Source organism: Winslowiella toletana, assembly GCF_017875465.1.
Taxonomy (GTDB): domain Bacteria; phylum Pseudomonadota; class Gammaproteobacteria; order Enterobacterales; family Enterobacteriaceae; genus Erwinia; species Erwinia toletana.
Genome location: NZ_JAGGMQ010000001.1, coordinates 4,190,693 through 4,213,278 on the forward strand (window position 1 = coordinate 4,190,693; position 22,586 = coordinate 4,213,278).

The following is a 22,586-nucleotide window of genomic DNA, read 5'->3' on the forward strand; positions in this document are numbered from 1 at the left end:
CCAGAATTCAGATAAGAAGGGCGATTAACGCTAAGCGGCGGGTAATCGTTTGCGTTTATTTTGCCTGATTTGTCTCAGATCCTGTTTTTTCTTCTGTTTATCCCGGATAATACCGCCCCGATTTGCCATCGGGAATTCAGGAGCATGCATGTACTATCCTTTTGTTCGTAAGGCGCTGTTTCAGCTCGATCCAGAGCGGGCGCATGAACTGACTTTTCAGCAGTTACGTCGCCTTTCCGGCACCCCTTTTGCAGCCTTAATCCGGCAGAAATTACCGTCCAGGCCGGTAAAATGCATGGGGCTGACATTTAAAAATGCTTTAGGACTTGCCGCAGGACTGGATAAGAACGGTGAGTGCATAGATGCGCTGGGCGCTATGGGTTTCGGTCATATTGAAGTGGGCACCGTCACGCCGCGTCCGCAGCCCGGCAATGACAAGCCACGTATGTTCCGCATTGTTGCCGCGGAAGGGATCATCAACCGCATGGGGTTCAATAACCTTGGCGTCGATCATTTAGTCGAAAACGTAAAAAAAGCGCATTTCAGCGGCATTCTCGGCATTAATATCGGCAAAAATAAAGACACGCCGGTTGAGCAGGGCAAAGACGATTATTTAATTTGTATGGAGAAGGTCTATCCCTATGCCGGTTATATCGCCATCAATATCTCTTCGCCGAACACTCCGGGATTACGCACGCTGCAATATGGCGAAGCACTGGACGATCTTCTCGCTGCGATTAAATTAAAGCAGAAGGATCTGGAAAGGATCCATCATAAATATGTGCCGGTGGCGGTAAAGATCGCGCCGGATCTTTCTGAAGAAGAGTTGATCCAAATAGCGGAAAGTCTGCTGCGTCATAATATTGATGGTGTTATCGCCACCAATACCACCCTCGATCGATCGCTGGTTGCCGGTTTAAAACATTGTGACGAAGCGGGAGGCTTAAGTGGTCGTCCGGTACAGTTACGCAGCACGGAAGTGATTCGCCGCCTGGCGCAGGAGCTACAGGGCCGCATTCCGATTATCGGTGTTGGCGGGATTGATTCCCTGGTTTCAGCGCGTGAAAAAATTGCCGCTGGCGCCACGCTGGTGCAAATATATTCCGGCTTTATCTATAAAGGTCCGCCGCTTATTAAAGAAATCGTGACGCAATTGTGACCCGCCTCTGATTCATTTCCGCGCTAAATTAGCCAGGGGCTTTATTTCTGCCTCTGGCTCGTTTATATTTTATCCCATTGTGTCATTATTTAGTCTATTATTCATTTTGCCGCTGCGTTTGTTACGACTTCAGTCACCATTTTGCAGAACAGACTTCAGGTAACAGTAACAATTTATTTCCTAAAGGGCGTACCATGAGAATTAAACCTGACGACAACTGGCGTTGGTTTTTTGACGCAGAGCACGATCGAATGATGCTCGATCTGGCGGATGGTATGCTATTCCGTTCTCGCTTCCCGCGTAAAATGTTAACCCCTGACGCCTTTGCCGTTTCAGGTTTTTGTGTTGATGATGCGGCGCTGTTTTTCACCTTTGATGAAAAGTGCCGCCTGGCGGATCTGAATGCCGATCAGCGCGCTGAGCTGGTGCTGAATGCGCTGGTGGCCACTCGCTTTCTGAAACCACTGATGCCAAAAAGCTGGCATTTCGAAAGCCATCACCACGCTGCATGGCGTCCGGGTGAGGGCGATATGGTGAAAGTGCAGCTGTGCGAAAATGGTGAGCAGGCGCGTCTGCTGGTGGTTGAAAGTGGTGACAGTGCGGCGCTCTGTCTGCTGGCGCAGAGTCAGTTAACGCTGGCGGGACGTAATATGGTGCTGGGTGATGCGATCAAAATTATGCATGATCGACTGCTGCCGCAAACGAACAAAGAGTCACTGCGCTACGATCGGGCAGTATAACGCCGGGTTGCCCCGGCGCGAAGGCGCGAAGCCTCAGGCCAGCTCGATATCGCCAGCCGGAATACAACTACATGTCAGAATAGTGCCGTCGCTGCGAATGGCGCTCTGCTTCATTGCTTTGACCTCTCCGGATACCAGCGTCATTTTGCAACTGCCACAGATGCCGGCGCGGCAGGAGTAGGGGATATTATGTCCCTGCATCTCTAACTGCTCCAGCAACACCTGCTGATTATTACCGCTGAAACTGCCGCCCTGATAGCCAATGGTGACTTTACCGGCCGTCTGCGCTTTAACCTGCAGGGTTTCCACCACTTGTCCGGCGCCGTAGGGACGCGGAGGTTTGCTTTTCAGCACTTCCAGCGTATCGCCAACGCGGATTACCCCGCTGTTGCGGGCAATAAGATTCAGACCGAAGTCGATATCACCGCTGTCATCCAGCGCGCTGCGGAAGGTTTGCAGGGTCGCCAGCGGCTCGCCGCTTGGGTGTTTACGTCCGCGTTCCGGGCTGACGGTGGTAAAGATGCAGCGGCTGCAGGGCTTCGGTACTTCAAAGGTGATATCGCCGATGCGCAGCACCGACCAGCTATCTTCCGCCCATGGCGCGGCGCCGGTGACCACCAGATTGGGGCGAAACTGCTCCATTTTGACGCTGGCAGGACAGCGCTGTTGCAGATCGAGCAGCGAGGCTTCGTTAACCAGCAGAAACGGATAGCCGTCGGCAAAACCGAGCGGCACCGCCGGTTTTTTCTTTACCCGTCGCGTCATTTCCGCTCCGACCCAGCGCAACTGCACCGGACGTGGGAAGAAGTCGCTTAGCCAGCGATTAATCGTCTCGGGGGCGATCATGGCGGTAAAGTGCGTGCCCCATACTTCCGTGGGCGAGGCTTCGTGGGCGAAATCAGCAAAGCGGATGGTGGCGCTGCTGCCGTCTGGCGCGCTGAGAAACAGACCATCAACTGTCAGCGCCGGGGTAAACAGCACCATTTCCGGAAACTGGCGGGCAGTAATAAATTTACCATCCGCTTCGGTGATCATAAAAATACGATCAAACGCCAGACCGCTCTCCAGTACCTGTGCGTGGGAAAGTTGCAGTCCACGCATCGACTTAACCGGATGAATAAACAGGCGCGACAAGCTAATCATGGGGGCTCTCCATGCTGTGACAAACCATTCTGGACATCACTCGGACGAAATCGCGACAAATTGTCGGATGAAAAGAAGCTAACTTTATGACATGCGTCTGTGATTAGCTATAATGCGCAACAATTTTCTCAGGACAGTAAGTGACGATATGAATTCTCTGTTTGCCAGTACGGCACGTGGGCTCGAAGAGCTGTTAAAAAGTGAACTGGAAGCGCTGGGTGCGCAAGACTGTCAGGTCGTCCAGGGCGGCGTGCATTTTCAGGGAGACGATCGTTTACTCTATCAGAGCCTGATGTGGAGCCGCCTGGCGTCGCGCATTCTGCTGCCTTTGACTGAATGCGGCGTTTACAGCGACCTGGATCTCTATCTTGGCGCCCAGGCTATCGACTGGACCGGGATGTTTGACAGTGACCGTACCTTCGCAGTGCATTTCAGCGGCACCAATGAGGTAATCAATAACAGCCAGTATGGCGCGCTGAAAGTAAAAGACGCGATTGTTGACAGCTTTACGCGCAAAAATCTGCCGCGTCCGAATGTCGATCGCGAACAGCCAGATATCCGCGTTAACGTCTGGTTGCATAAAGATACCGCCAGCATCGCGCTGGATTTAAGCGGCGATGGCCTGCATCTGCGTGGCTATCGTCAGCAGGCGGGTCAGGCGCCATTAAAAGAGACGCTGGCGGCAGCGATTGTTATGCGCTCCGGCTGGCAGGCGGGCACGCCGCTGATCGACCCGATGTGTGGTTCCGGTACCTTGCTGATCGAAGCGGCGATGATCGCCTGCGATCGCGCACCAGGCCTGCATCGTGAGCACTGGGGTTTCCTCGGCTGGAACAAGCATAACGATGCGCTGTGGCGTGAAGTGACCAGCGAAGCGCAGGTCCGTGCGCGTCGTGGCGTGCAGGAGACGACCTCGCGCTTTTACGGTTATGACAACGACTCACGCGTGACAGAACATGCGCGCGCCAATGCGCGCCGCGCCGGGCTGGCCGATCTGATCAGCTTTAAAGTGCAGGATGTACTCAAGCTGACCAATCCACTGCCGGACGGTCCGACAGGTACGGTAATAAGTAACCCGCCATACGGTGAACGTCTGGAGAGTGAACCGGCGCTAATCGCGCTGCACAGTCAGCTGGGCCGCATTATGAAGAGCCACTTTGGCGGCTGGAACCTGTCGCTGTTTAGCGCCTCGCCGGAGCTGTTAAGCTGTCTGTCGCTGCGTGCTGAACGCCAGTTTAAAGCGAAAAATGGCCCGCTGGATTGCGTGCAGAAAAACTATCAGCTGGTGGCCAGCACCTCACCGAATGGCGTGGGGCAGATTGCCGAAGATTATGCTAACCGTCTGCGCAAAAATCTGAAGAAACTGGAGAAATGGGCGAAACAGGAAGGTATCGAGTGTTACCGAATTTATGACGCCGACCTGCCGGATTACAACGTGGCGGTTGATCGTTACGGTGACTGGGTGGTGATTCAGGAGTATGCTGCGCCGAAAACCATCGATCCCAACAAAGCCCGTCAGCGCCTGTTTGATGTTATCGCCGCGACGCTGAGTGTGCTCGATCTGCCAGCCAATAAGCTGGTAATGAAAACGCGCGAAAAGCAGAAGGGCAAAAGCCAGTATCAGAAGCTGGATCAGAAAGGCGATTTCTTCGAAGTTTCCGAATTTAATGCCAGATTGTGGGTCAATCTGACCGACTATCTCGATACCGGTCTGTTCCTCGACCACCGTGTTGCCCGAAAAATGCTGGGCCAGATGAGTAAAGGCAAAGACTTCCTCAATCTGTTTGCTTACACCGGCAGCGCCAGTGTGCATGCCGGACTGGGCGGCGCGCGCAGCACCACCACCGTTGATATGTCACGTACCTATCTGGAGTGGGCGGAACGTAACTTACGCCTCAACGGACTGACCGGACGTCAGCACCGCCTGATGCAGGCCGACTGCCTGAGCTGGTTGCGTGAAAGTAATGAGCAGTTCGACCTGATCTTTATCGATCCGCCGACCTTCTCCAATTCAAAACGAATGGAAGAGAGCTTTGATGTGCAGCGCGATCATCTCGCGCTGATGACCGACCTGAAACGTCTGTTGCGTAAAGGCGGCACCATTATGTTCTCCAATAACAAGCGCGGATTTAAAATGGATCATCAGGGTCTCTCTGACCTCGGTCTTCAGGCGCAGGAAATCACGGCGAAAACCCAGTCACAGGATTTTGCCCGTAACCGTCAAATTCATAACTGCTGGCTGATTACTCACGCTGGTAAGGAATAAGTTTTATGTCACTGATCAGTATTCATGGCGCTTACCTGTCATTCAGCGATGCGCCGCTGTTGGATAACACTGAGCTTCATATCGAAGAGAATGAGCGCGTCTGTCTGGTAGGCCGTAACGGCGCCGGTAAATCGACGCTGATGAAGATTATCAACGGTGAGCAGCCGCTGGACGATGGTCGTATTATTTACGAACAGGATCTGGTGGTGGCGCGTCTGCAACAGGATCCGCCGCGGAATGTGCAGGGCACGGTGTATGACTTTGTCGCCGAAGGCGTAGCAGAGCAGGCTGAACATCTGAAGGCGTATCACGCCATCTCTCATGTGGTGATGGAAGATCCCAGCGATAAAAATCTTAATGAGATGGCGCGTCTGCAAACCATTCTTGACCATCAGAATCTGTGGCAGCTGGAAGGACGTATCAATGATGTGCTGGAGCAGATTGGCCTCGAAGCCGATGCGCCACTCTCTTCACTCTCCGGCGGCTGGCTGCGTAAAGCGGCGCTGGGCCGTGCGCTGGTCAGTAACCCACGGGTGCTGATGCTCGATGAGCCAACCAACCACCTTGATATCGAAACCATTGACTGGCTGGAAGGCTTTCTGAAAACCTTCCAGGGCAGCATCGTGTTTATTTCCCATGACCGCTCATTTATTCGCAATATGGCGACCCGTATTGTTGACCTTGATCGCGGCAAGCTGGTCTCATGGCCGGGCGATTACGATCAGTTCCTGCTGGGCAAAGAGGAAGCGTTGCGCGTCGAAGAGATGCAAAATGCTGAGTTCGATCGCAAACTGGCGCAGGAAGAGGTGTGGATCCGCCAGGGCATTAAAGCGCGCCGTACGCGTAACGAAGGCCGTGTGCGCGCCTTAAAAGCCTTACGTCGCGAGCGCTCTGAGCGCCGTGAAGTGATGGGCAAAGCCAATATGTCGGTGGGAGAAGCGACCCGCTCAGGCAAAATTGTCTTTGAGCTGGAGAACGTTAACTACAGCGTCTCCGGCAAGCAGCTGGTGAAAGATTTCTCCGCACAGGTACAGCGTGGCGATAAAATCGCGCTGGTGGGGCCAAATGGTTGCGGCAAAACTACGCTGCTGCGTCTGATGCTGGATCAGCTGAAAGCCGACAGTGGTCGTGTGCATATCGGCACCAAACTGGAAGTGGCCTATTTTGATCAGCATCGCGCTGAACTGGATCCGGATCGTACGGTGATGGATAACCTCGCTGAAGGTAAACAGGAAGTGCTGGTTAATGGTAAACCGCGCCATGTGCTCGGCTATCTGCAGGATTTCCTGTTCCATCCAAAACGCGCGATGACTCCGGTGCGCGCACTGTCTGGCGGGGAGCGTAACCGCCTGTTGCTGGCGCGTCTGTTCCTGAAGCCCAGCAACCTGCTGATCCTTGATGAACCAACCAATGACCTCGATGTGGAAACGCTTGAGCTGCTGGAAGAGTTGATCGATGGCTATCAGGGCACCGTGCTGCTGGTCAGTCACGATCGTCAGTTCGTCGATAACACCGTAACCGACTGCTGGATCTTTGAAGGCAATGGCGAGATCGGCTGTTTTGTCGGTGGCTATCACGATGCGCAGTTGCAGCGTGCGGCTTACAAGCAGACCCGTGCGGCCAGCAAACCGGTTAGCGCGCCAAAAGCCGATACGCCAAAAAACGAAACTGTTAAACGTCCGGCAAGCAAACTAAGCTATAACCTCCAGCGTGAGCTGGAACTGTTGCCACAACAGCTGGAAACGCTGGAGAAGAAGATTGCCGATCTTCAGGCGCAGATGGGCGATGCCAGTTTCTTTAACCAGCCACATGACAAGACCCAGCCGGTGCTGGATGCGCTGGCAAACACCGAGCAGGAGCTGGAAACCGCCTTTGAGCGTTGGGAATACCTTGAATCCCTGAAAAATGGCGCCTGATACTACGGGAGAAAAAGGGTATGTGTTCGTCGGACCACGCGCATCACTGGATGCTATGTCCCCAATGTGACCTGATGACACAGCTGCCGGTGCTACAGCCCGGCAGCAAAGCGAGCTGTCCACGCTGTCATACCACATTAGTCTCAAGCTGGGTTGAGCCGCGTAAGCGGCCAACGGCTTACGGCATCGCCGCGCTGTTTATGCTGCTGCTCGCCAATCTCTTTCCCTTTATCAATATGCAGGTTGCCGGCCTGAGTAGTCAGATCACCCTGATGCAGATCCCGCGGGTGATGGTGTCTGAAGACTACAGCAGCCTGGCTACCCTGTTTCTGCTGTTTGTGCAGGGCGTTCCGGCGTTCTGCATGGTAGCGATTTTGCTGCTGGTTAATCAGGTGCGGATGCCCGAAGGATTGCGCCGCTGGATGGCGCGTATTCTGTTCCAGCTAAAGAGCTGGGGAATGGCGGAGATCTTCCTCGCTGGTGTGCTGGTGAGCTTTGTAAAACTCATGGCGTACGGCGATATTGGCATCGGCAGCAGCTTTGTGCCCTGGTGCCTGTTTTGTCTGTTACAGCTGCGCGCCTTCCAGTGTGTCGATCGGCGCTGGTTGTGGCAGCGTGTGGCGCCAATGCCGGCGCTGCCGCTAAAACCGCTGGCGGGTATCAGCGGCCTGCGTCAGGGCGTACGTTCCTGTAGCTGCTGTACGGCGATTCTGCCTGTCGATCAGCTTCACTGTCCGCGCTGCGGCACTGCCGGTCACGCCCGGCGTAAACACAGCCTGCAATGGACGCTGGCGCTGTTGATTACCTCAATTGTGCTCTATTTCCCCGCCAACTTGCTGCCGATTATGGTTACTGAAGCGCTGGGTAACCAGATTAGCTCCACCATTATGGCCGGGGTGATTTTACTCTGGAGTGACGGCTCTTATCCGGTCGCGCTGGTGATTTTTATCGCCAGTATTATGGTGCCAACGCTGAAGATGATTGCCATCGCCTGGTTGTGCTGGGATGCGCAGGGCTATGGCCGCCGCGACGGTGAAAAGATGCATCTGATCTATGAAGTGGTTGAATTTGTCGGACGTTGGTCGATGATCGACGTGTTTGTGATTGCCGTACTCTCTGCGCTGGTGCGCATGGGGCGGTTAATGAGTATTTATCCCGCAGTGGGCGCATTGTTGTTTGCGATGGTGGTGATTCTGACTATGTTCGCAGCAATGACGTTTGATCCGCGCTTAACCTGGGATCGAGTACGTGAAAAAAGTATAAAGGAGCCGAGCGTTGACGGAAAATAATCACGGCGTCGCCAAAGTCGAGCAGATCAAACGCTGGTCGCCCGTCTGGATCATTCCCATTGTCACCATTCTGATTGGTGCATGGATCCTGTTTTATCACTTCAGCCATCAGGGACCTGAAGTCACCTTAATCACTACCAATGCCGAAGGTATTGAAGGTGGCAAAACTGCGATTAAAAGTCGAAGCGTGAATGTCGGTATCGTCGAGAGTGCAGTACTGAGCGACGATCTGCATCATGTGGAAATCAAGGCGCGGATGAATTCCGGCATGGAAAAGCTGCTGCATGGCGATAGCGCCTTTTGGGTAGTGAAGCCGCAAATTGGTCGCGAAGGGGTAACCGGGCTGGGAACCTTGCTTTCCGGCGCCTATATCGAACTGCAGCCTGGCAATAAAGGTGATAAGCCGGAACGCTATGACCTGCTGGACGCGCCGCCACTGGCGCCACCTGATGCTAAAGGCATCCGTATTACTCTGGACAGTAACAAAGCCGGTCAGCTCAATGCCGGCGATCCGGTGCTGTTCCGTGGTTATCGTGTCGGCTCGGTGGAGACCAGCAACTTCGACGCGGATAAACGTGCGATGCGCTACCAGTTATTTATCGCCGCCCCTTACGATCGCCTTATCACCAGCAACGTACGCTTCTGGAAAGACAGCGGTATTGCCGTCGATATGTCGGCATCTGGCATGCGGGTGGAGATGGGCTCTCTGACCACGCTGTTTAGTGGCGGCGTCAGTTTTGATATACCGGATGGCCGTGAACTGGGTGTGCCAGCGGAAAACAATGCTGAGTATCAGCTGTTCGACGATCAGCGCAGCATTCAGGATTCGCTTTACACCGACCATGTTGATTTTGTGATGTTCTTTAGTGACTCGATTCGCGGCCTGCAGCCGGGCGCACCGGTAGAATTCCGCGGCATCCGCCTTGGTACTGTGGCGCAGGTACCGTTCCTGGTGCCGGGTACCAATCAGGCGTTGAATAATGACTACCGTATTCCGGTGCTGATCCGCATTGAACCTGAGCGCTTCCTCGACCGTTTGGGCAAGGATTTCAATCTTGAGCAGCATCTGCAGGAAGGTAAGCAGCGCGGCCTGCGTGCATCGCTGAAGTCCGCTAACCTGCTGACCGGTTCACTGTATATCGATCTCGACTTCTATGATGGGCTGAAACCTTATGCCGGGCCGAATAAAATTGGCGGCTATGAAATTATCCCGACCACCAGCGGTGGCCTGAGCCAGATTCAGCAGAAACTGATGGCGGCACTGGATAAGGTCAACGCACTGCCGTTGAACCCGATGATCAATGAAGCGACCAGTACACTGGCTGAAAGCCAGCGCACGTTGCGTGAGCTGCAGAAAACGCTGGATAACCTGAATCAGATTACCTCCAGCCAGTCGATGAAGGATCTGCCGCAGGATATGCAGCAGACACTGCGTGAACTGAATCGTAGTATGAAGGGCTTCCAGCCTGGTTCACCGGCTTACAGCAAAATGGTGGGTGATATGCAGCGACTTGATCAGGTAATGCGTGAACTGCAACCGGTACTGAAAACCCTGAACAGTAAGAGTAATGCGCTGGTGTTTGAAGCGAAACCCGGTCAGGACCCACAGCCAAAGAGGGCGAAATAATGATGAAATGGATCCCGCTGGCGATGGCGCTGGCGTTAAGCGCCTGTAGCAGTACGCCAGAGACCACTTACTATCAACTGCCGGCGGTTTCCGCCGGGCAGTCTGCCAGCACCAGCAGCGCCAGCCCACAGGCAGTGCTGTGGGTGGAGCATGTCTCGGTACCGGATTATCTGGCTGGTAATGGCGTGGTCTATCAGACCAGCGATGTGCAGTATGTTATTGCCGCGAATAATCTGTGGGCCAGTCCGCTGGATCAACAGTTACAGCAGACGCTGGTGAGCAATCTCAGCGCCGCATTGCCGCAGTGGATTGTTTCCGCTTCTCCCCTTGGCGAGCAGCATGACACGCTAAACGTTAATGTTAGCGGTTTTCACGGCCGCTACGATGGTAATGTGATCGTCAGTGGCGAGTGGATTTTGCAGCACAACAACCAGTTGATTAAGCGTCCGTTCCAGATTTCTCTGCCGCAAAGTGAAGATGGTTACGATGCGTTAGTAAGAACGCTGGCTAAAGGGTGGCAGCAGGAAGCACAGCAGATCGCTAATGAATTATCACGCTTAAATCAGAAGTAATTTTTCTTTAGTGCTAAGTCCTTGATTGTCAGATAGCGAAGTTGTCTGAGGGTCAGGGACTTTTTATTTTGTTTTTCAGCGGGATAGAAAGAGTATTTGTGATTCAACAGCCTGGCGGAATTTATAATTTTAGCTCACATTTATGACATTGGCGTGAATATTGCGCATTGATCTTTCCAGTTTTAGAATGTAGAACTTAAGTGTGGCTGCACATTCTGTAACCACTGTTTTCTTTGATACCAAATTCCAGCAGACCTAAAATGAGGGAAACGAGGCATGATGAAGAGACAGAAACGTGATCGCCTGGATCGCGCGCATTCACGGGGTTATCAAGCGGGAATCTCCGGACGCTCAAAAGAGATGTGTCCCTATCAGTTGATTGATCAACGATCTCACTGGTTGGGAGGTTGGCGACAAGCCATGGAGGACAGGGCGGTTACTGCAGCGTAACTGGCTGTCCACTCTTTTAAAGGAAGTTAACCTCCGCTATGCGCGGAGGTTTTCGTTTCAGGGCGGCATGAAACAGTGCAGGCAAAAATGATTACTTTGTGATTAGCGGCGTAATAAATGCGACAACTACCGGGATAATTAAAGAGGTTATCAGGATACCCACTAACCATCTCTGGAATGAATCAAAGCGTATATTTATTGCATCAAATCTGGCGCTGAATTTCGTGTCCATTGCATCAAATCTGGCGCTGAATTTGGCGTCCATTGCGTCAAGCTTGTTATCCATCTTTTCTTCCAATGTTTTTACATCAGAACGAAGTACACGGATATCCTGTTTCATATCCGTTAGCGTGATATTGATATGTCTGACGTCTGACTCAAGCCTTGTCACTCTGGATTCCATGCTATACCCTCCGCCACCCCCGTTATGTTTTGGGGCCTTCCAGTTACTTACTGTTGATATCGTCTGATTACTGCGCATTTTTTACTCGCCGCTTCATTTCTTGTCATCGTTATCTCTCCGCTGAAAAACAGGGCGTACAGAAAAATTATCACCGTTGCTGCGATTGAGTACGGTTTGCTGACGCCTATATTATCCAGACCAGAGCGGAGAGCAATAGAATGATCTTTTTTTTACAAACAGTAAATTATTCAGATAACTCAGTTAGTTAATAATAATAGTATTGCGAGGATGGCAGCTAAACAGGGAGGCGGAGCGCAGAGTGATTAAGGTTCAGAACCGGGGATTTTAAAGGTCCTGATAGCATTTATCAGGACCTCTGGCAGCTTGCTTAGAAAGCAGTCGTATCTTTAAACAGACCCACTTTCAGATCGGTGGCGTTATAAATAACATGGCCATCAACCAGCACTTCGCCATCAGCGACGCCCATCACCAGTTTACGGTTGATTACACGCTTAAAGTGGATACGATAAGTCACTTTCTTCGCAGTCGGCAGAACCTGACCGGTGAATTTTACTTCACCCACGCCCAGTGCGCGGCCTTTACCTTCCGCACCCAACCAGCCCAGATAGAAGCCTACCAGCTGCCACATGGCATCAAGGCCTAAACAGCCAGGCATTACCGGATCGTTGATAAAGTGGCAACCAAAGAACCACAGGTCCGGATTGATATCCAGCTCAGCTTCAACGAAACCTTTGCCATAGTTACCGCCGTCTTCAGTCATTTTAACGACGCGGTCCATCATCAACATATTACCGGCTGGCAATGGTGGGCCACCAGCGCCAAACAGTTCACCGCGACCAGAAGCAATCAGGTCTTCTTTTGTATAGGATTCGCGTTTATCTACCATGTTTTTAATAAGCCTTATTTTAGTGAATCACGAAGGTTAGCTAACAGGTGTAAGCTGAACAACTCCGATCAGCTGTGGTTAAACCAGTTAAGCCAACGCAGCGGCCATGGACGCTGGCGTGCGTCCTGCAGGTGAATTTGTGCAATGCGTTCCTGAATAGATCGTAGCAGACAGGGAGCATTCTCTTTGTCCCATTCTACACCGGTCAGCAGAGGCAATGCTTCGTCAGCGCTACTGACTGCCCAGATATGGAACTGGCCATCGCGTACCGCATCGACCACATCCTGCTGTAAACAGAGGTGGCGCACATTACTGGCGGGAATAATCACGCCTTGTTTACCGCTCAGATTACGCTGGCGGCAAATTTCAAAGAAGCCTTCAACCTTCTCGTTCAATCCACCAACCGGCTGCACATTGCCAAATTGATCGACCGATCCAGTGACAGCAATTTGCTGGTTAATCGGCTGGCTGGCCAGCGCGCTGACTAACGCGCACAGTTCTGCCAGCGAGGCGCTGTCACCGTCAACTTCTGAATACGATTGCTCAAATACCAGCGAAGCGGAGAACGGCAGTTGCTGATCAAGCTGCAGTTCGGCAATCAGATAGGCCTGCATAATCATCATGCCTTTAGCATGGATATTGCCGCCTAACTCTGCTTTACGCTCGACATCGGTAAACTCGCCATCACCGGGCTGTACGACACAGCTGATACGAGAAGGCTCACCAAAGGCGCGCGGGTGGCCGGGGAATTCAATCACTGACAGCGCGTTAATCTGGCCGATGGCTTCACCTTCGGTTTCGATTAAAATCTGATCAAGCAGGATCTCATCACGCACGCGTTCCGCCAGGTATCCCTCACGCCATTCGCGCGCTTCCAGCGCAGCAGTCAGGCTTTCGCCACTGATCAGCGGTTGTTCACTATAGAGCGCAGCTTCACGCAGCTGGCGGCCAAGCCATGCCGGACAGAGCGGCAGGGCTTCCTGATCGCCGGTATGGCGTACGCTTTCACGCATCAGCACTGGCCAGAAATCGGCTTCAATCGCCGGTAACATCTGGCTTTTGGCCAGCTGAGTGGTCCACTGGCACCACAGGCTGACGTCATCCTGATCGGCAATTTGCAGGTTTTCTTCAAATTCGCTATAGATGCACAGCGATGCCAGTTCTGGCTCCATCTCCTGGAAATCCGCCAGCGCATCGCGCTCGCCACTCAGCACCAGGCGGAACTGCATCGGCATCGAAGGAATTGAAACCGGCAGCGGACGGGTTTCATCCGGCGATAACCAGTCGAAACGCTGGCGCGTAATCACCTGCTTAAGTCGCAGCCACATCAACGGCTGAGCCAGCAGGCTGCGTAACGACAGCACCAGCGTACCGCCGTTAATACGATGCAGCAGACCAGGTTCCAGCTGAATGTTGTGCTGATGCACACGTACGCAACCAAATAACTGCTCTGGTTCGATCCAGTCAGCGAAACAAATTTCTCCACGGGTGGCGAACAGTTCATCCGCGCTGCTGGCGGGCTGCCAGCTGACCGTCTGGCCGCTGATAACATAGTGCCCACCAAACACGGTTTCGCTTTGCGTACTGACGCTCTGCGCTGCGCTGGTCAGTAAGGGTAAGTATTCAGGGTTTTCCGCACATTTCACCAGCAGCAAAGGGAAGGCTACTGAAGACTGCTGCAGTAAACCTAACGCATTGATTAGACGTGGTTGTACCGCAGCCAGACTGTCAGTATCGTCATCAAATGCCTGGGAGAAAAGGGGCTGCAGGCTGTCTGTGTCGGGCTGTAGGGCGCGCCATTCAAGTCGGTTATTGGTCAAAGTTATCGAATTTATCTGAATTAAGGAAAAGCGCGATTATACAAGATTTCAGCCGGTTAAGCACCGTAGAGATGCATTTTGCCCCTGCGATGTCTCCCATGTTGTTTAATCATCTGGTTTTCTCTGCCGCAAGCCAGAAAAAAGCTGTTATTCTTAGCTTGTTACGTGGTCACGATGAGATCCCGATGAAATATCAGCAACTCGAAAACCTTGAAAGCGGATGGAAATGGACCTACCTGGTTAAGAAACACCGGGAAGGGGAGTTGATCACGCGTTATATCGAATTCAGCGCGGCGCAGGAAGCAGTGGATGCGTTACTGGCGATGGAGAACCGTCCGGTAGAAGTACTGAAGTGGATTGATGAGCATATCAATCCGGCGCTGGAGAATCGTATGAAACAGACGATTCGCGCTCGTCGCAAACGCCACTTTAATGCCGAGCACCAACATACCCGTAAGAAATCGATCGATCTGGAGTATCTGGTCTGGCAGCGCCTGGCCGGTCTGGCGCAACGCCGTCATTGCACATTGTCGGAAACGATAGTGCAACTGATTGAAGATGCTGAACGTAAAGAGAAGTACGCCAGCCAGATGTCATCACTGAAGCAGGGGCTACAGGATATCCTTGGTAAACCTGAAAAACCGGAAGATTAAGTCTCTGTTCGTCCGATTTCACTGATTTCGGGCAATAAAAAACCCCGCCTTGGCGGGGTTTTTTTACGCTGGTAACTTAAGCCTGTGGCTGAGTTACAACGTCTTTGATGCCTTTAACTTCGATTTCTACGCGACGGTCTGGCGCCAGGCAGTCGATCAGGGCATTACGGCCTTTCACGCTGTCACAGGTGTTGCCAGTAACTGGGTTAGATTCACCCTGGCCACGTGCAGAGATCTTGTCAGCTGGGATACCTTTAGATACCAGGTAATCAACAACGGACTGAGCGCGCTGCTCGGACAGTTTCTGGTTGTACTGGTCAGAACCGATACGGTCGGTGTAACCCAGAACCACTACAGAACCATCTTTAGGATCCATTGAGCTCAGCTGAGTGTACAGCTGATCCAGCGCCTGCTGACCTTCTGGCTTCAGAGAAGACTTGTTGAAGGTGAACAGAACGTCAGACTTCAGAGTGAAACGCTTGGTTTCAACTACCGGAGCTGGTGCTGGAGCTGGAGCCGGTGCTGGAGCAGCAGCTTCGTCCTGACCGAAACGGTAAGAAACGCCAACGCTCAGCATTGAGTTGTCCGGACGTGCGCCAACGGTAGATGCATCACCGATGTTGTTAACCCACTGGTAGTCCAGGCGAGTAGCCCAGTTTTTGGTCAGTGCGTATTCAACACCAACAGCAGCCAGCGGAGAAACGCCAGTGTCGTGATCGCTGATGCGACCAGTGGTTGGGTTGGTCTGAGTAGAATCAGCACGCCATACCATACCACCCAGACGGGTATAAACGTCCAGATCGTCTGCTACTGGGTAGCTTAATTTAGCTGCCAGCTGAACGCCCTGAGCTTTGAAAGCACCGTTAGTAGTGTTGCCTTTGTTAGGCATACGGCCCAGCCAGTCATAACCCAGCTCGAAGCCCAGATATGGGTTCGCCTGATAACCCAGGAAGGCACCCGCACCCAGCTGACTTTCGTGAGATGGGCCGTCATTATCTTCATAACCGTTACCGTAGTAACCTTTGTCATGGTACTGAGACCAGCCCAGTTTAGCACCGGTGTACCAGGTGTCATCTTTCGGAGCGGCCTGCGCTACGGTAGCGAAGCCAGCCAGTGCCACTGCAATTGCGATAGCTGTCTTTTTCATTTTTGCGCCTCGTTATCATCCAAATAGGCAATGAGCTTTAAATTAAGCCCTTGGTTAAATCCTTCGCCGGGTTATGAAGCTCGATTATTACTCTACCGAAAAACGGAGGTTATTGAGCACCCTGGCGAGATAAAGTCTACAACGTACCAGCAAACTTACAAGTAGGATGTGATGTCGTGCAGCAAAAAAACAGCGTTTCCTACACAATTTTTAACATTTGAAGGGGGAATCTGTGCAAGAAAATGGTGTCCCAGCTGCGGCTAAACCATTGTCCAGCCGCGCCAGAGTAGAATCAGTGTGTTATCTAAGTATGAGACGAAGAAAATCCTGAGAAAAATCTCATTTTTACTTAATGATACAAAGTTGAATGAATTTTTAACCCACTTTCTGGTCTGGTGGAAGCAGAAATACGATATTGCGGTCGCATAATCAGACCCAAAGCCTGGCCCATTGCCGCAGCTTCATCCAGGCGACGGCGGTCATCACGATCGATCTCTTCCGGTAGCCAGCCCAAAACCACACTGTAGTTTCCCGTCTGCAATGCTTTGATCATTGCGTCGACGGTGCTGATCTCTGCGCTCTGGGGAATTTGCATCACCTTATCCAGTGGCAAACCCGATTGTTGCAGCCAGCGACGGCTTAATTTTTGCGGCGGTGTTAACCAGAGCTGCCAGCGAGACTGCGTTCCCAGCTGTTGCAGCAGGGGCAACAAGAGCATTTGGGTCATGCCTGGTTGATCTTCACTGTAGGTCAGCTCACTAATCCAGCCGCCAGAAGCAGTGGTTGCCGCTGTGGCGTGCCGGGAAGGGTGAACCACAGCATTAGCAGATTGAGTTTTCAGTAAATGAGTACGCATAGGTTGTTCGCTCGCAGTGTTACTGTATGGATATACAGTAACTGCGTTGTGGGCAAAGATCAACCTCAATTTCGGAAAACATCTCGCAGAATAAAATGAAATCCCACTGCAAAAGCATTTATTGATTGAACCGGTTACTCGAATTGAATATTTTCTAATTTCATGTAAAAACACGCTTTTTTTGCATCTGATAATCATGCTGAAGGAGAATTGCATGAATAATTCTAAACAACGGATTGCGCAGTCAAAACATTGTCTTGCCCCTTTAGGGGAAATTAATGCGCGCACGCAGTTTGGTGGTTATAGCCTCGCCGTAGAGAAAATTGTCTTTGCGGTAGTGGCGCAAGGGGAACTTTATCTGCGCGCTTGTGAACAGATACAGCCCTATATTGGCGCCGGACGTATGCCACGGCTGGTCTTTCACAAACGCGGGATGCCGGTGTCACTGAACTATTTTCAGGTTGATGAAGCCCTGTGGGCGCAGCCGGAAACCCTGCTGGCGTTATCGCGTTCGGCACTGAAGCATGCGCAGCAGCAACTACAGGAGAAGGCAGACAATCTGCGGGTCAAAGATTTGCCGAATATGGGATTGCGACTGGAAATGATGCTGCGCGCAGTAGGCATCTGCACTGTGCAGTCATTGCGTGAGGAAGGTTCAAAACAGTGCTGGCTGAAACTCAAGGCGGCGCATAAAAATCTGGGCATTAATACGCTGTTTGCGCTGGAAGGGGCAATTACCGGGCGGCATCAGGCGGCGTTGCCTGATGCCGTACAGCAAGAACTACGTGACTGGTTTAATTACACTGTGGATCTGCGTCCTGAGTAGTGGTTGCAGGCTCAGGGCGCAAGAGACATCTGTTTTTTAAGCGCAGCGAGTTCCGGTAAAAGAGCCACCAGCAGCCCCACTTGCTGTAGTACCAGTGGCTCTTTGGTTTCCGCTGCCGGTTCAATGGCGGCCATGCGCGCGGTGAGATTATCCAGCATTTGTCTGGCCTGCTGCTCGCTGACGCTCTCAACCTGCAACACATCGTCGGCATAGCATACGGCATCATCCAGCAACTGCAGCATCTCAGGACGGGTCAGCTTCTCACGGTGTGCGCCCAGTGCCGAAATGTAACTGAGGAAAGAGTGATTGAGGTACAGCAGACGAAACGCTGATTCCAGTAATGCCGGATTGCGGTGTGCTTCTGTTGCCATATTCGAGACCACCGATGCCAGCTCTGCGTCACTGTTATGGGCGTCACGGCGCGCAATACGGTAATCCAGCCGGTTATCTTTGCCCTGGTGATACTGCACCAGAATAGCGTCCAGGTAACGGCAGCTGGCGTTTAAGGTGCGTTCGGTCACTGCGGGCAGGCGGCGGAATTTCCAGTCGGGCCAGATATAACTCACCGCCAGCCAGGCGATACCACAACCCAGCAGAGTGTCGATAATCCGCGGCACCGCCACTTCAAATCCTTCACCCAGCAGATTAAAGCACAACAGCACCAGCAGGGTGATAAACAGGGTGGCATGCGCATAGCGCACATTGCGAAAGGCAAAAAACAGCACTCCGGTAAGTACGATCAAAATCAGCTGCCCGTCGGTTGAAGGCACCAGCCACAGCACCGGCAACCCAACCGCAATACCGGCAAGCGTCCCTAAAATTCGCAGCGCCAGACGTCGCCGCGTCGCATTGTAATTAGGCTGACACACAAACAAACTGGTCAGCAGAATCCAGTAACCATGTTGCAGACCCGTGATCTTGATAAAGGCGTAACCAACACACAGCACCAGCGACATACGCACCGCATGGCGGAACAGGGCGGATTCCGGCGTCAGATGACGGCTGATGCGCAGGCGGATATCGCTCCAGCCGGTCAGTCCTTCACTGGAGAGGCTGTTATCGTGACTGGCATGCGCCTGCGCAATTGCCTGCTCTGACTCAATCGTCGCCAGCTGTGCATCAATGGCTTTTAAATTGCTCAGCAAATAGTGCATTGCCTTGATCTTGTCCGATTGCGGCTGATCGTTTTGCAGACGCGTCAGAGCCGCCTGCAGATGAACAAAGGCGCTTTCGAAGCGGGCATTATGCTGATAAGTTTCGCGCATCAGAATCGAATTGGCCAGCTGCTGGCAGGCCTTAGCCTGCATATTCAGCAGGCGCTGAAAACGGAACAGGATTTCACTGTAGCGATACTCTTTTCGCAGCTGATGATACTGCACGTGAGACGAGCTGGCACGCTCGTGGATGTCCTGGGCGACAAAGTAGTAGTGCAGGGTGCGGCGCGTGCTGCGCTGGCCACGGTCGCCGCGTAAGCGCGTCTGAATCGATGTTTTCGTCTGGTTCAGTACCGCTACCAGCTGGCTGTTGGCCATTGCCACGTCGATTAACGGGCTGTCATCATTCTCTTCAATATCGGGATCGAACAGACTGGCTTTGGCTTCCAGGTAGTTGGCCAGCTGATCAAAACTGCGCGCCAGGTTCTCCTGCAATGGCCGCACCGGAAACAGCAGGTGGCCGCAGAGGGTAAGCAGGTTGTACCAAATCGCCCCGGTCAGCAGCAGCAACGGTTGCAGATACCATTGCGGAAACAGTCCAATCCCCAGCATGGTGTAAATAGCGATCAGCAGCGCACCAAAAGCGATGGTGGCGTAACGCTGGCCCAGCGCCCCCAGCAGAATAAAGCCACAGGTTGAGATCGCCAGTCCGACAATAAACAGCCACGGATACGGAAACAGCAGCTCAATGGATACCGAGGCAATGCAGAAGCACACAAGTGTAATCAGCAGATTACGCAGACGGCCGCTCAGGCGGTCATCAAGATCGGTCAGCGCGGCGGCGACCACGCCAAGCGTCAGCGGGATGGTCCAGATAATCTGATGCAACCACCATGGCACCGCCGCCGCACCGGCCAGCGCCAGCAGAATGCGCAGGTTGTACAACCAGGCGCTGTTAAAGGCATAGCGGCGCAGGCCCGGTTTAATGGCAAACATAGTCTGTTATCCGCGGTTTAGTTAAAACGGTTGCGCGCATTGGCTTCACGCGCGGCTTGCGCCACTTCAACCGATACCACACGCCGGCCTACCGGCCACAGAGCAATGGCGGCAATTTTAAAATTAGCGATACCGACCGGAATACCGATAATCGTCAGGCACTGGGCAATTCCGACCATAATATGGGAAATGCAGAGCCACCAGCCGAAGAAGATAAACCACAAAATATTCAGCAGGCTGCCGGCAGAGTTTAACAGCACATTTTTACTGCCGGGATTGAGTTCATCCACATGCACGGCTTCATTGCCGTAAGGCAGCAGTGACAGTTTGGTAATTTCCCAGCATGAGCGGGTTAACGGCAGAGTAAAGATCAATACAATGCTTACCAGCGTCGCCAGCAGCCAGGCCAGCGTAGTAAAGAAACCACCAAGTACAAAATTAAGAATATTGAGGACGGTACGCATAGAAGTTGTTCCCTAAAGCAGTGCGCTGCATCAGCAATCAGACAATTCGTTGATTGTAACGTGTTTTAACGGTGGAGCGGTACACTCCCGCCAGTTAAACTGAATAAAACCGCGACATGGTCAATCTGCATGGAACTTAAATCAACGTCGCTGGGTAAACACCTGGCGCAACATCCTTACAACCGGGTGCGGCTGCTGACGGCCGGCGTCGAAGTCAGCGGTGAAAAGCATGAGTATCTTATCCCTTTCAATCAGTTGCTGGCTATTCACTGCAAGCGCGGAATGGTATGGGGTGAACTTGAGTTTAGCCTGCCGGATGACAAGGTGGTGCGTCTGCATGGCACCGAATGGCAGGAGACCCAGCGTTTTTATCACTATCTGACTAAAGCCTGGCAGAGCTGGGGCGCTGAGATGAGCGAGGTCAGCGCGCAGGTGTTGCAGGAGAGAGTGGATACACTGCAGCATTTTACGCAACAGGACCGCTGGCTGAAGCGCAGTGAGCTGAGTGAACTGGGCGACGCCATCAATAAAGCTTTCGATGCGCTGCCGTTGCCGGTCGAACGATTGAATGAATTCGATAACTGCCGCGAGCTGTATCAGTTCTGCCTGCAATGGTTGCAGAGCGGCGAAAAGCAGCTGGCGCAGCGCAATAGCGAGTGGACCCGCCGCATGCTGACGCAGTATGCCGATTTCTTTGACAGTGTCGAAACTTCACCACTTAACCCTTCACAGGCGCGGGCAGTGGTTAACGGCGAGGACGCCTTGCTGGTGCTGGCGGGCGCGGGCAGCGGCAAAACTTCGGTGCTGGTGGCGCGTGCGGGCTGGTTACTGATGCGCAAGCAGGCCACGCCGCCACAAATTCTGCTGCTGGCTTTTGGACGGCAGGCGGCGGAGGAGATGAACGATCGCATTCAGACCCGCTTACAGAGTGACGGCATTCAGGCGCGCACCTTCCATTCGCTGGCGCTGCATATTATCCAGCAGGGAAGCAATAAATCACCGGCTATCAGCAAACTGGAAACTGACAGCAGTCATCGCCAGAAATTACTGGTAGCCAGCTGGCGTCAGCAGTGCAGCGAGAAAAAAGCGCACGCCAATGGCTGGCGGCAGTGGCTGAATGATGAGCTGGAGTGGGAAGTCGAAGAGGGTGATTTCTGGCAAAACGACCGGCTGGCAAAACGTCTGGCCAGCCGGCTTGAACGCTGGCTGGGCTTAATGCGGATGCATGGCGGCGCGCAGGCGGCGATGATCGAGTCGGCGCCGGAAGAGGTACGGGAGCTGTTTGCTAAGCGCGTCAAACTGATGGCGCCGATTCTGAAAGCCTGGAAGAGCGCGCTAAAGGAAGAGGGGGCGGTCGATTTCTCCGGACTGATTCATCAGGCGGTGAATATTCTCGATAAAGGCCGCTTTATCAGCCCGTGGAAACACATTCTGGTCGATGAGTTTCAGGATATCTCGCCGCAGCGTGCTGCGTTGCTGGCAGCGCTGCGTAAGCAGAACAAACAAACTACGCTATTTGCCGTCGGTGATGACTGGCAGGCGATTTACCGCTTTAGCGGTGCGGAGATGGCGCTGACCACTGCGTTTCATCATCACTTTGGTGACGGTGATCGCTGTGTGCTGGATACCACTTATCGCTTTAACGATCGTATTGGCGAGATCGCCAATAAGTTTGTGCAGGAGAATCCGCACCAGCTGGCAAAGCCACTTAACAGCCTGACGAAAGGCAATAAAAAAGCTATTTCGCTATTGCCGGAAGAGCAGCTGGAGGCGTTGCTGAATAAAATCAGCGGCTACGCGAAACCTGAAGAGCGGGTACTGTTGCTGGCGCGCTATCACCATCTGCGCCCGGAAACGCTGGAGAAAGCGAAAACCCGCTGGCCGAAGCTGCATATCGACTTTATGACCATTCATGCCAGCAAAGGCCAGCAGGCGGATTTTGTGATTATCCTCGGCCTGCAACAGGGGAAAGATGGTTTCCCTGCCGCCGCGCGTGAATCGGTGATGGAGCAGGGACTGTTGCCACAGCCGGAGGATTTTCCGGATGCAGAAGAGCGCCGTCTGGCTTATGTGGCAATCACCCGTGCCAAACAGCAGGTATGGATGCTGTATGACCGGGAACAGCCGTCGGTGTTTGTTGAACAGTTTAAGCGTCTGGGCGTACCCACATTACGTAAGCCCTGAACTATCAGGCCAGC

Annotated in this window: 19 protein-coding genes; 11 read left to right on the forward strand and 8 right to left on the reverse strand. The window is 52.9% G+C overall.

Going from position 1 to position 22,586, the window contains the following annotated elements:
* Positions 1-148 precede the first annotated feature (148 nt).
* The gene (gene pyrD / locus J2125_RS19510) at positions 149-1,159 is read left to right on the forward strand and encodes a quinone-dependent dihydroorotate dehydrogenase (protein WP_017802489.1); all 1,011 of its coding nucleotides are present in this window, start codon (positions 149-151) and stop codon (positions 1,157-1,159) included.
* 194 nt (positions 1,160-1,353) lie between these two features.
* Positions 1,354-1,899 carry a cell division protein ZapC gene (locus J2125_RS19515; RefSeq protein WP_017802490.1) on the forward strand — a complete coding sequence of 182 codons (546 nt, stop codon included), beginning with the start codon at positions 1,354-1,356 and terminating at the stop codon, positions 1,897-1,899.
* 33 nt (positions 1,900-1,932) lie between these two features.
* On the opposite strand, the gene J2125_RS19520 is transcribed toward J2125_RS19515, so the two are convergent.
* Entirely contained in the window at positions 1,933-3,042 is a 1,110-nt protein-coding gene (locus tag J2125_RS19520; RefSeq protein WP_017802491.1) for a YcbX family protein, read from the reverse strand.
* A gap of 148 nt (positions 3,043-3,190) precedes the next feature.
* Between J2125_RS19520 and rlmKL the strand changes: the two genes are divergently transcribed.
* The 6 genes from rlmKL (at position 3,191) to rmf (ending at position 11,162) form a co-directional block, all read left to right on the forward strand.
* A complete protein-coding gene (gene rlmKL, locus J2125_RS19525) occupies positions 3,191-5,308 on the forward strand; it encodes a bifunctional 23S rRNA (guanine(2069)-N(7))-methyltransferase RlmK/23S rRNA (guanine(2445)-N(2))-methyltransferase RlmL (RefSeq protein ID WP_017802492.1) in 2,118 nt (705 codons plus the stop codon).
* Positions 5,309-5,313: 5 nt separating this feature from the next.
* On the forward strand, positions 5,314-7,224 hold the full coding sequence (locus J2125_RS19530) for an ABC transporter ATP-binding protein (RefSeq protein ID WP_017802493.1): 1,911 nt from the start codon (positions 5,314-5,316) through the stop codon (positions 7,222-7,224).
* Between the two features lie 20 nt (positions 7,225-7,244).
* Entirely contained in the window at positions 7,245-8,513 is a 1,269-nt protein-coding gene (pqiA, locus tag J2125_RS19535; RefSeq protein ID WP_026111890.1) for a membrane integrity-associated transporter subunit PqiA, read from the forward strand.
* Positions 8,500-10,140 (forward strand): intermembrane transport protein PqiB, encoded by a 1,641-nt coding sequence (pqiB, locus tag J2125_RS19540; RefSeq protein ID WP_017802495.1) that lies wholly within the window; start codon positions 8,500-8,502, stop codon positions 10,138-10,140. Before pqiA ends, pqiB begins: the two co-directional genes overlap by 14 nt.
* Entirely contained in the window at positions 10,140-10,712 is a 573-nt protein-coding gene (pqiC, locus tag J2125_RS19545; RefSeq protein ID WP_017802496.1) for a membrane integrity-associated transporter subunit PqiC, read from the forward strand. The genes pqiB and pqiC overlap by 1 nt, the downstream gene beginning before the upstream one ends.
* A gap of 279 nt (positions 10,713-10,991) precedes the next feature.
* Positions 10,992-11,162, forward strand: coding sequence for a ribosome modulation factor (rmf, locus tag J2125_RS19550; RefSeq protein WP_071590539.1), 171 nt, complete (start codon positions 10,992-10,994; stop codon positions 11,160-11,162).
* A 91-nt stretch (positions 11,163-11,253) separates the two neighbouring features.
* Here rmf and J2125_RS19555 read toward each other — a convergent pair whose 3' ends face one another.
* The 3 genes from J2125_RS19555 to J2125_RS19565 all read right to left on the reverse strand — a co-directional run bounded on the left by J2125_RS19555 (position 11,254) and on the right by J2125_RS19565 (position 14,292).
* A complete protein-coding gene (locus tag J2125_RS19555; protein ID WP_017802497.1) occupies positions 11,254-11,565 on the reverse strand; it encodes a hypothetical protein in 312 nt (103 codons plus the stop codon).
* 388 nt (positions 11,566-11,953) lie between these two features.
* A complete protein-coding gene (fabA, locus tag J2125_RS19560) occupies positions 11,954-12,472 on the reverse strand; it encodes a bifunctional 3-hydroxydecanoyl-ACP dehydratase/trans-2-decenoyl-ACP isomerase (protein WP_017802498.1) in 519 nt (172 codons plus the stop codon).
* Positions 12,473-12,540: 68 nt separating this feature from the next.
* Positions 12,541-14,292 carry an AAA family ATPase gene (locus tag J2125_RS19565; protein WP_017802499.1) on the reverse strand — a complete coding sequence of 584 codons (1,752 nt, stop codon included), beginning with the start codon at positions 14,290-14,292 and terminating at the stop codon, positions 12,541-12,543.
* A gap of 185 nt (positions 14,293-14,477) precedes the next feature.
* Here J2125_RS19565 and matP point away from each other — a divergent pair, with 185 nt between their 5' ends.
* On the forward strand, positions 14,478-14,945 hold the full coding sequence (matP, locus tag J2125_RS19570; RefSeq protein WP_026111891.1) for a macrodomain Ter protein MatP: 468 nt from the start codon (positions 14,478-14,480) through the stop codon (positions 14,943-14,945).
* Between the two features lie 76 nt (positions 14,946-15,021).
* On the opposite strand, the gene ompA is transcribed toward matP, so the two are convergent.
* Positions 15,022-16,092 (reverse strand): porin OmpA, encoded by a 1,071-nt coding sequence (ompA, locus tag J2125_RS19575; protein WP_017802501.1) that lies wholly within the window; start codon positions 16,090-16,092, stop codon positions 15,022-15,024.
* A gap of 349 nt (positions 16,093-16,441) precedes the next feature.
* The gene (gene sulA / locus J2125_RS19580; protein ID WP_026111892.1) at positions 16,442-16,948 is read right to left on the reverse strand and encodes an SOS-induced cell division inhibitor SulA; all 507 of its coding nucleotides are present in this window, start codon (positions 16,946-16,948) and stop codon (positions 16,442-16,444) included.
* 214 nt (positions 16,949-17,162) lie between these two features.
* Between sulA and J2125_RS19585 the strand changes: the two genes are divergently transcribed.
* Positions 17,163-17,774: a TfoX/Sxy family DNA transformation protein gene (locus J2125_RS19585; protein WP_017802503.1), complete on the forward strand. Its 612-nt coding sequence runs from the start codon at positions 17,163-17,165 to the stop codon at positions 17,772-17,774.
* Positions 17,775-17,785: 11 nt separating this feature from the next.
* On the opposite strand, the gene yccS is transcribed toward J2125_RS19585, so the two are convergent.
* Together yccS and J2125_RS19595 are read right to left on the reverse strand one after the other, a co-directional pair.
* Positions 17,786-19,924 (reverse strand): YccS family putative transporter, encoded by a 2,139-nt coding sequence (gene yccS / locus J2125_RS19590; protein ID WP_209499525.1) that lies wholly within the window; start codon positions 19,922-19,924, stop codon positions 17,786-17,788.
* 17 nt (positions 19,925-19,941) lie between these two features.
* Complete coding sequence (locus J2125_RS19595; protein WP_017802505.1) at positions 19,942-20,388, reverse strand: YccF domain-containing protein; 447 nt, start codon at positions 20,386-20,388, stop codon at positions 19,942-19,944.
* Positions 20,389-20,517: 129 nt separating this feature from the next.
* On the opposite strand from J2125_RS19595, the gene helD reads away from it, so the two are divergent.
* Positions 20,518-22,572: a DNA helicase IV gene (gene helD, locus J2125_RS19600; protein WP_209499526.1), complete on the forward strand. Its 2,055-nt coding sequence runs from the start codon at positions 20,518-20,520 to the stop codon at positions 22,570-22,572.
* Positions 22,573-22,586: the final 14 nt, after the last annotated feature.

Bases quoted from the DNA above. Each gene is read 5' to 3' on its own strand.
- pyrD (WP_017802489.1), top strand. From the start codon at position 149: ATGTACTATCCTTTTGTTCGTAAGGCGCTGTTTCAGCTCGATCCAGAG.
- J2125_RS19515 (WP_017802490.1), top strand. From the start codon at position 1,354: ATGAGAATTAAACCTGACGACAACTGGCGTTGGTTTTTTGACGCAGAG.
- J2125_RS19520 (WP_017802491.1), bottom strand. From the start codon at position 3,042: ATGATTAGCTTGTCGCGCCTGTTTATTCATCCGGTTAAGTCGATGCGT.
- rlmKL (WP_017802492.1), top strand. From the start codon at position 3,191: ATGAATTCTCTGTTTGCCAGTACGGCACGTGGGCTCGAAGAGCTGTTA.
- J2125_RS19530 (WP_017802493.1), top strand. From the start codon at position 5,314: ATGTCACTGATCAGTATTCATGGCGCTTACCTGTCATTCAGCGATGCG.
- pqiA (WP_026111890.1), top strand. From the start codon at position 7,245: ATGTGTTCGTCGGACCACGCGCATCACTGGATGCTATGTCCCCAATGT.
- pqiC (WP_017802496.1), top strand. From the start codon at position 10,140: ATGATGAAATGGATCCCGCTGGCGATGGCGCTGGCGTTAAGCGCCTGT.
- rmf (WP_071590539.1), top strand. From the start codon at position 10,992: ATGAAGAGACAGAAACGTGATCGCCTGGATCGCGCGCATTCACGGGGT.
- J2125_RS19555 (WP_017802497.1), bottom strand. From the start codon at position 11,565: ATGGAATCCAGAGTGACAAGGCTTGAGTCAGACGTCAGACATATCAAT.
- fabA (WP_017802498.1), bottom strand. From the start codon at position 12,472: ATGGTAGATAAACGCGAATCCTATACAAAAGAAGACCTGATTGCTTCT.
- matP (WP_026111891.1), top strand. From the start codon at position 14,478: ATGAAATATCAGCAACTCGAAAACCTTGAAAGCGGATGGAAATGGACC.
- ompA (WP_017802501.1), bottom strand. From the start codon at position 16,092: ATGAAAAAGACAGCTATCGCAATTGCAGTGGCACTGGCTGGCTTCGCT.
- sulA (WP_026111892.1), bottom strand. From the start codon at position 16,948: ATGCGTACTCATTTACTGAAAACTCAATCTGCTAATGCTGTGGTTCAC.
- J2125_RS19585 (WP_017802503.1), top strand. From the start codon at position 17,163: ATGAATAATTCTAAACAACGGATTGCGCAGTCAAAACATTGTCTTGCC.
- yccS (WP_209499525.1), bottom strand. From the start codon at position 19,924: ATGTTTGCCATTAAACCGGGCCTGCGCCGCTATGCCTTTAACAGCGCC.
- J2125_RS19595 (WP_017802505.1), bottom strand. From the start codon at position 20,388: ATGCGTACCGTCCTCAATATTCTTAATTTTGTACTTGGTGGTTTCTTT.
- helD (WP_209499526.1), top strand. From the start codon at position 20,518: ATGGAACTTAAATCAACGTCGCTGGGTAAACACCTGGCGCAACATCCT.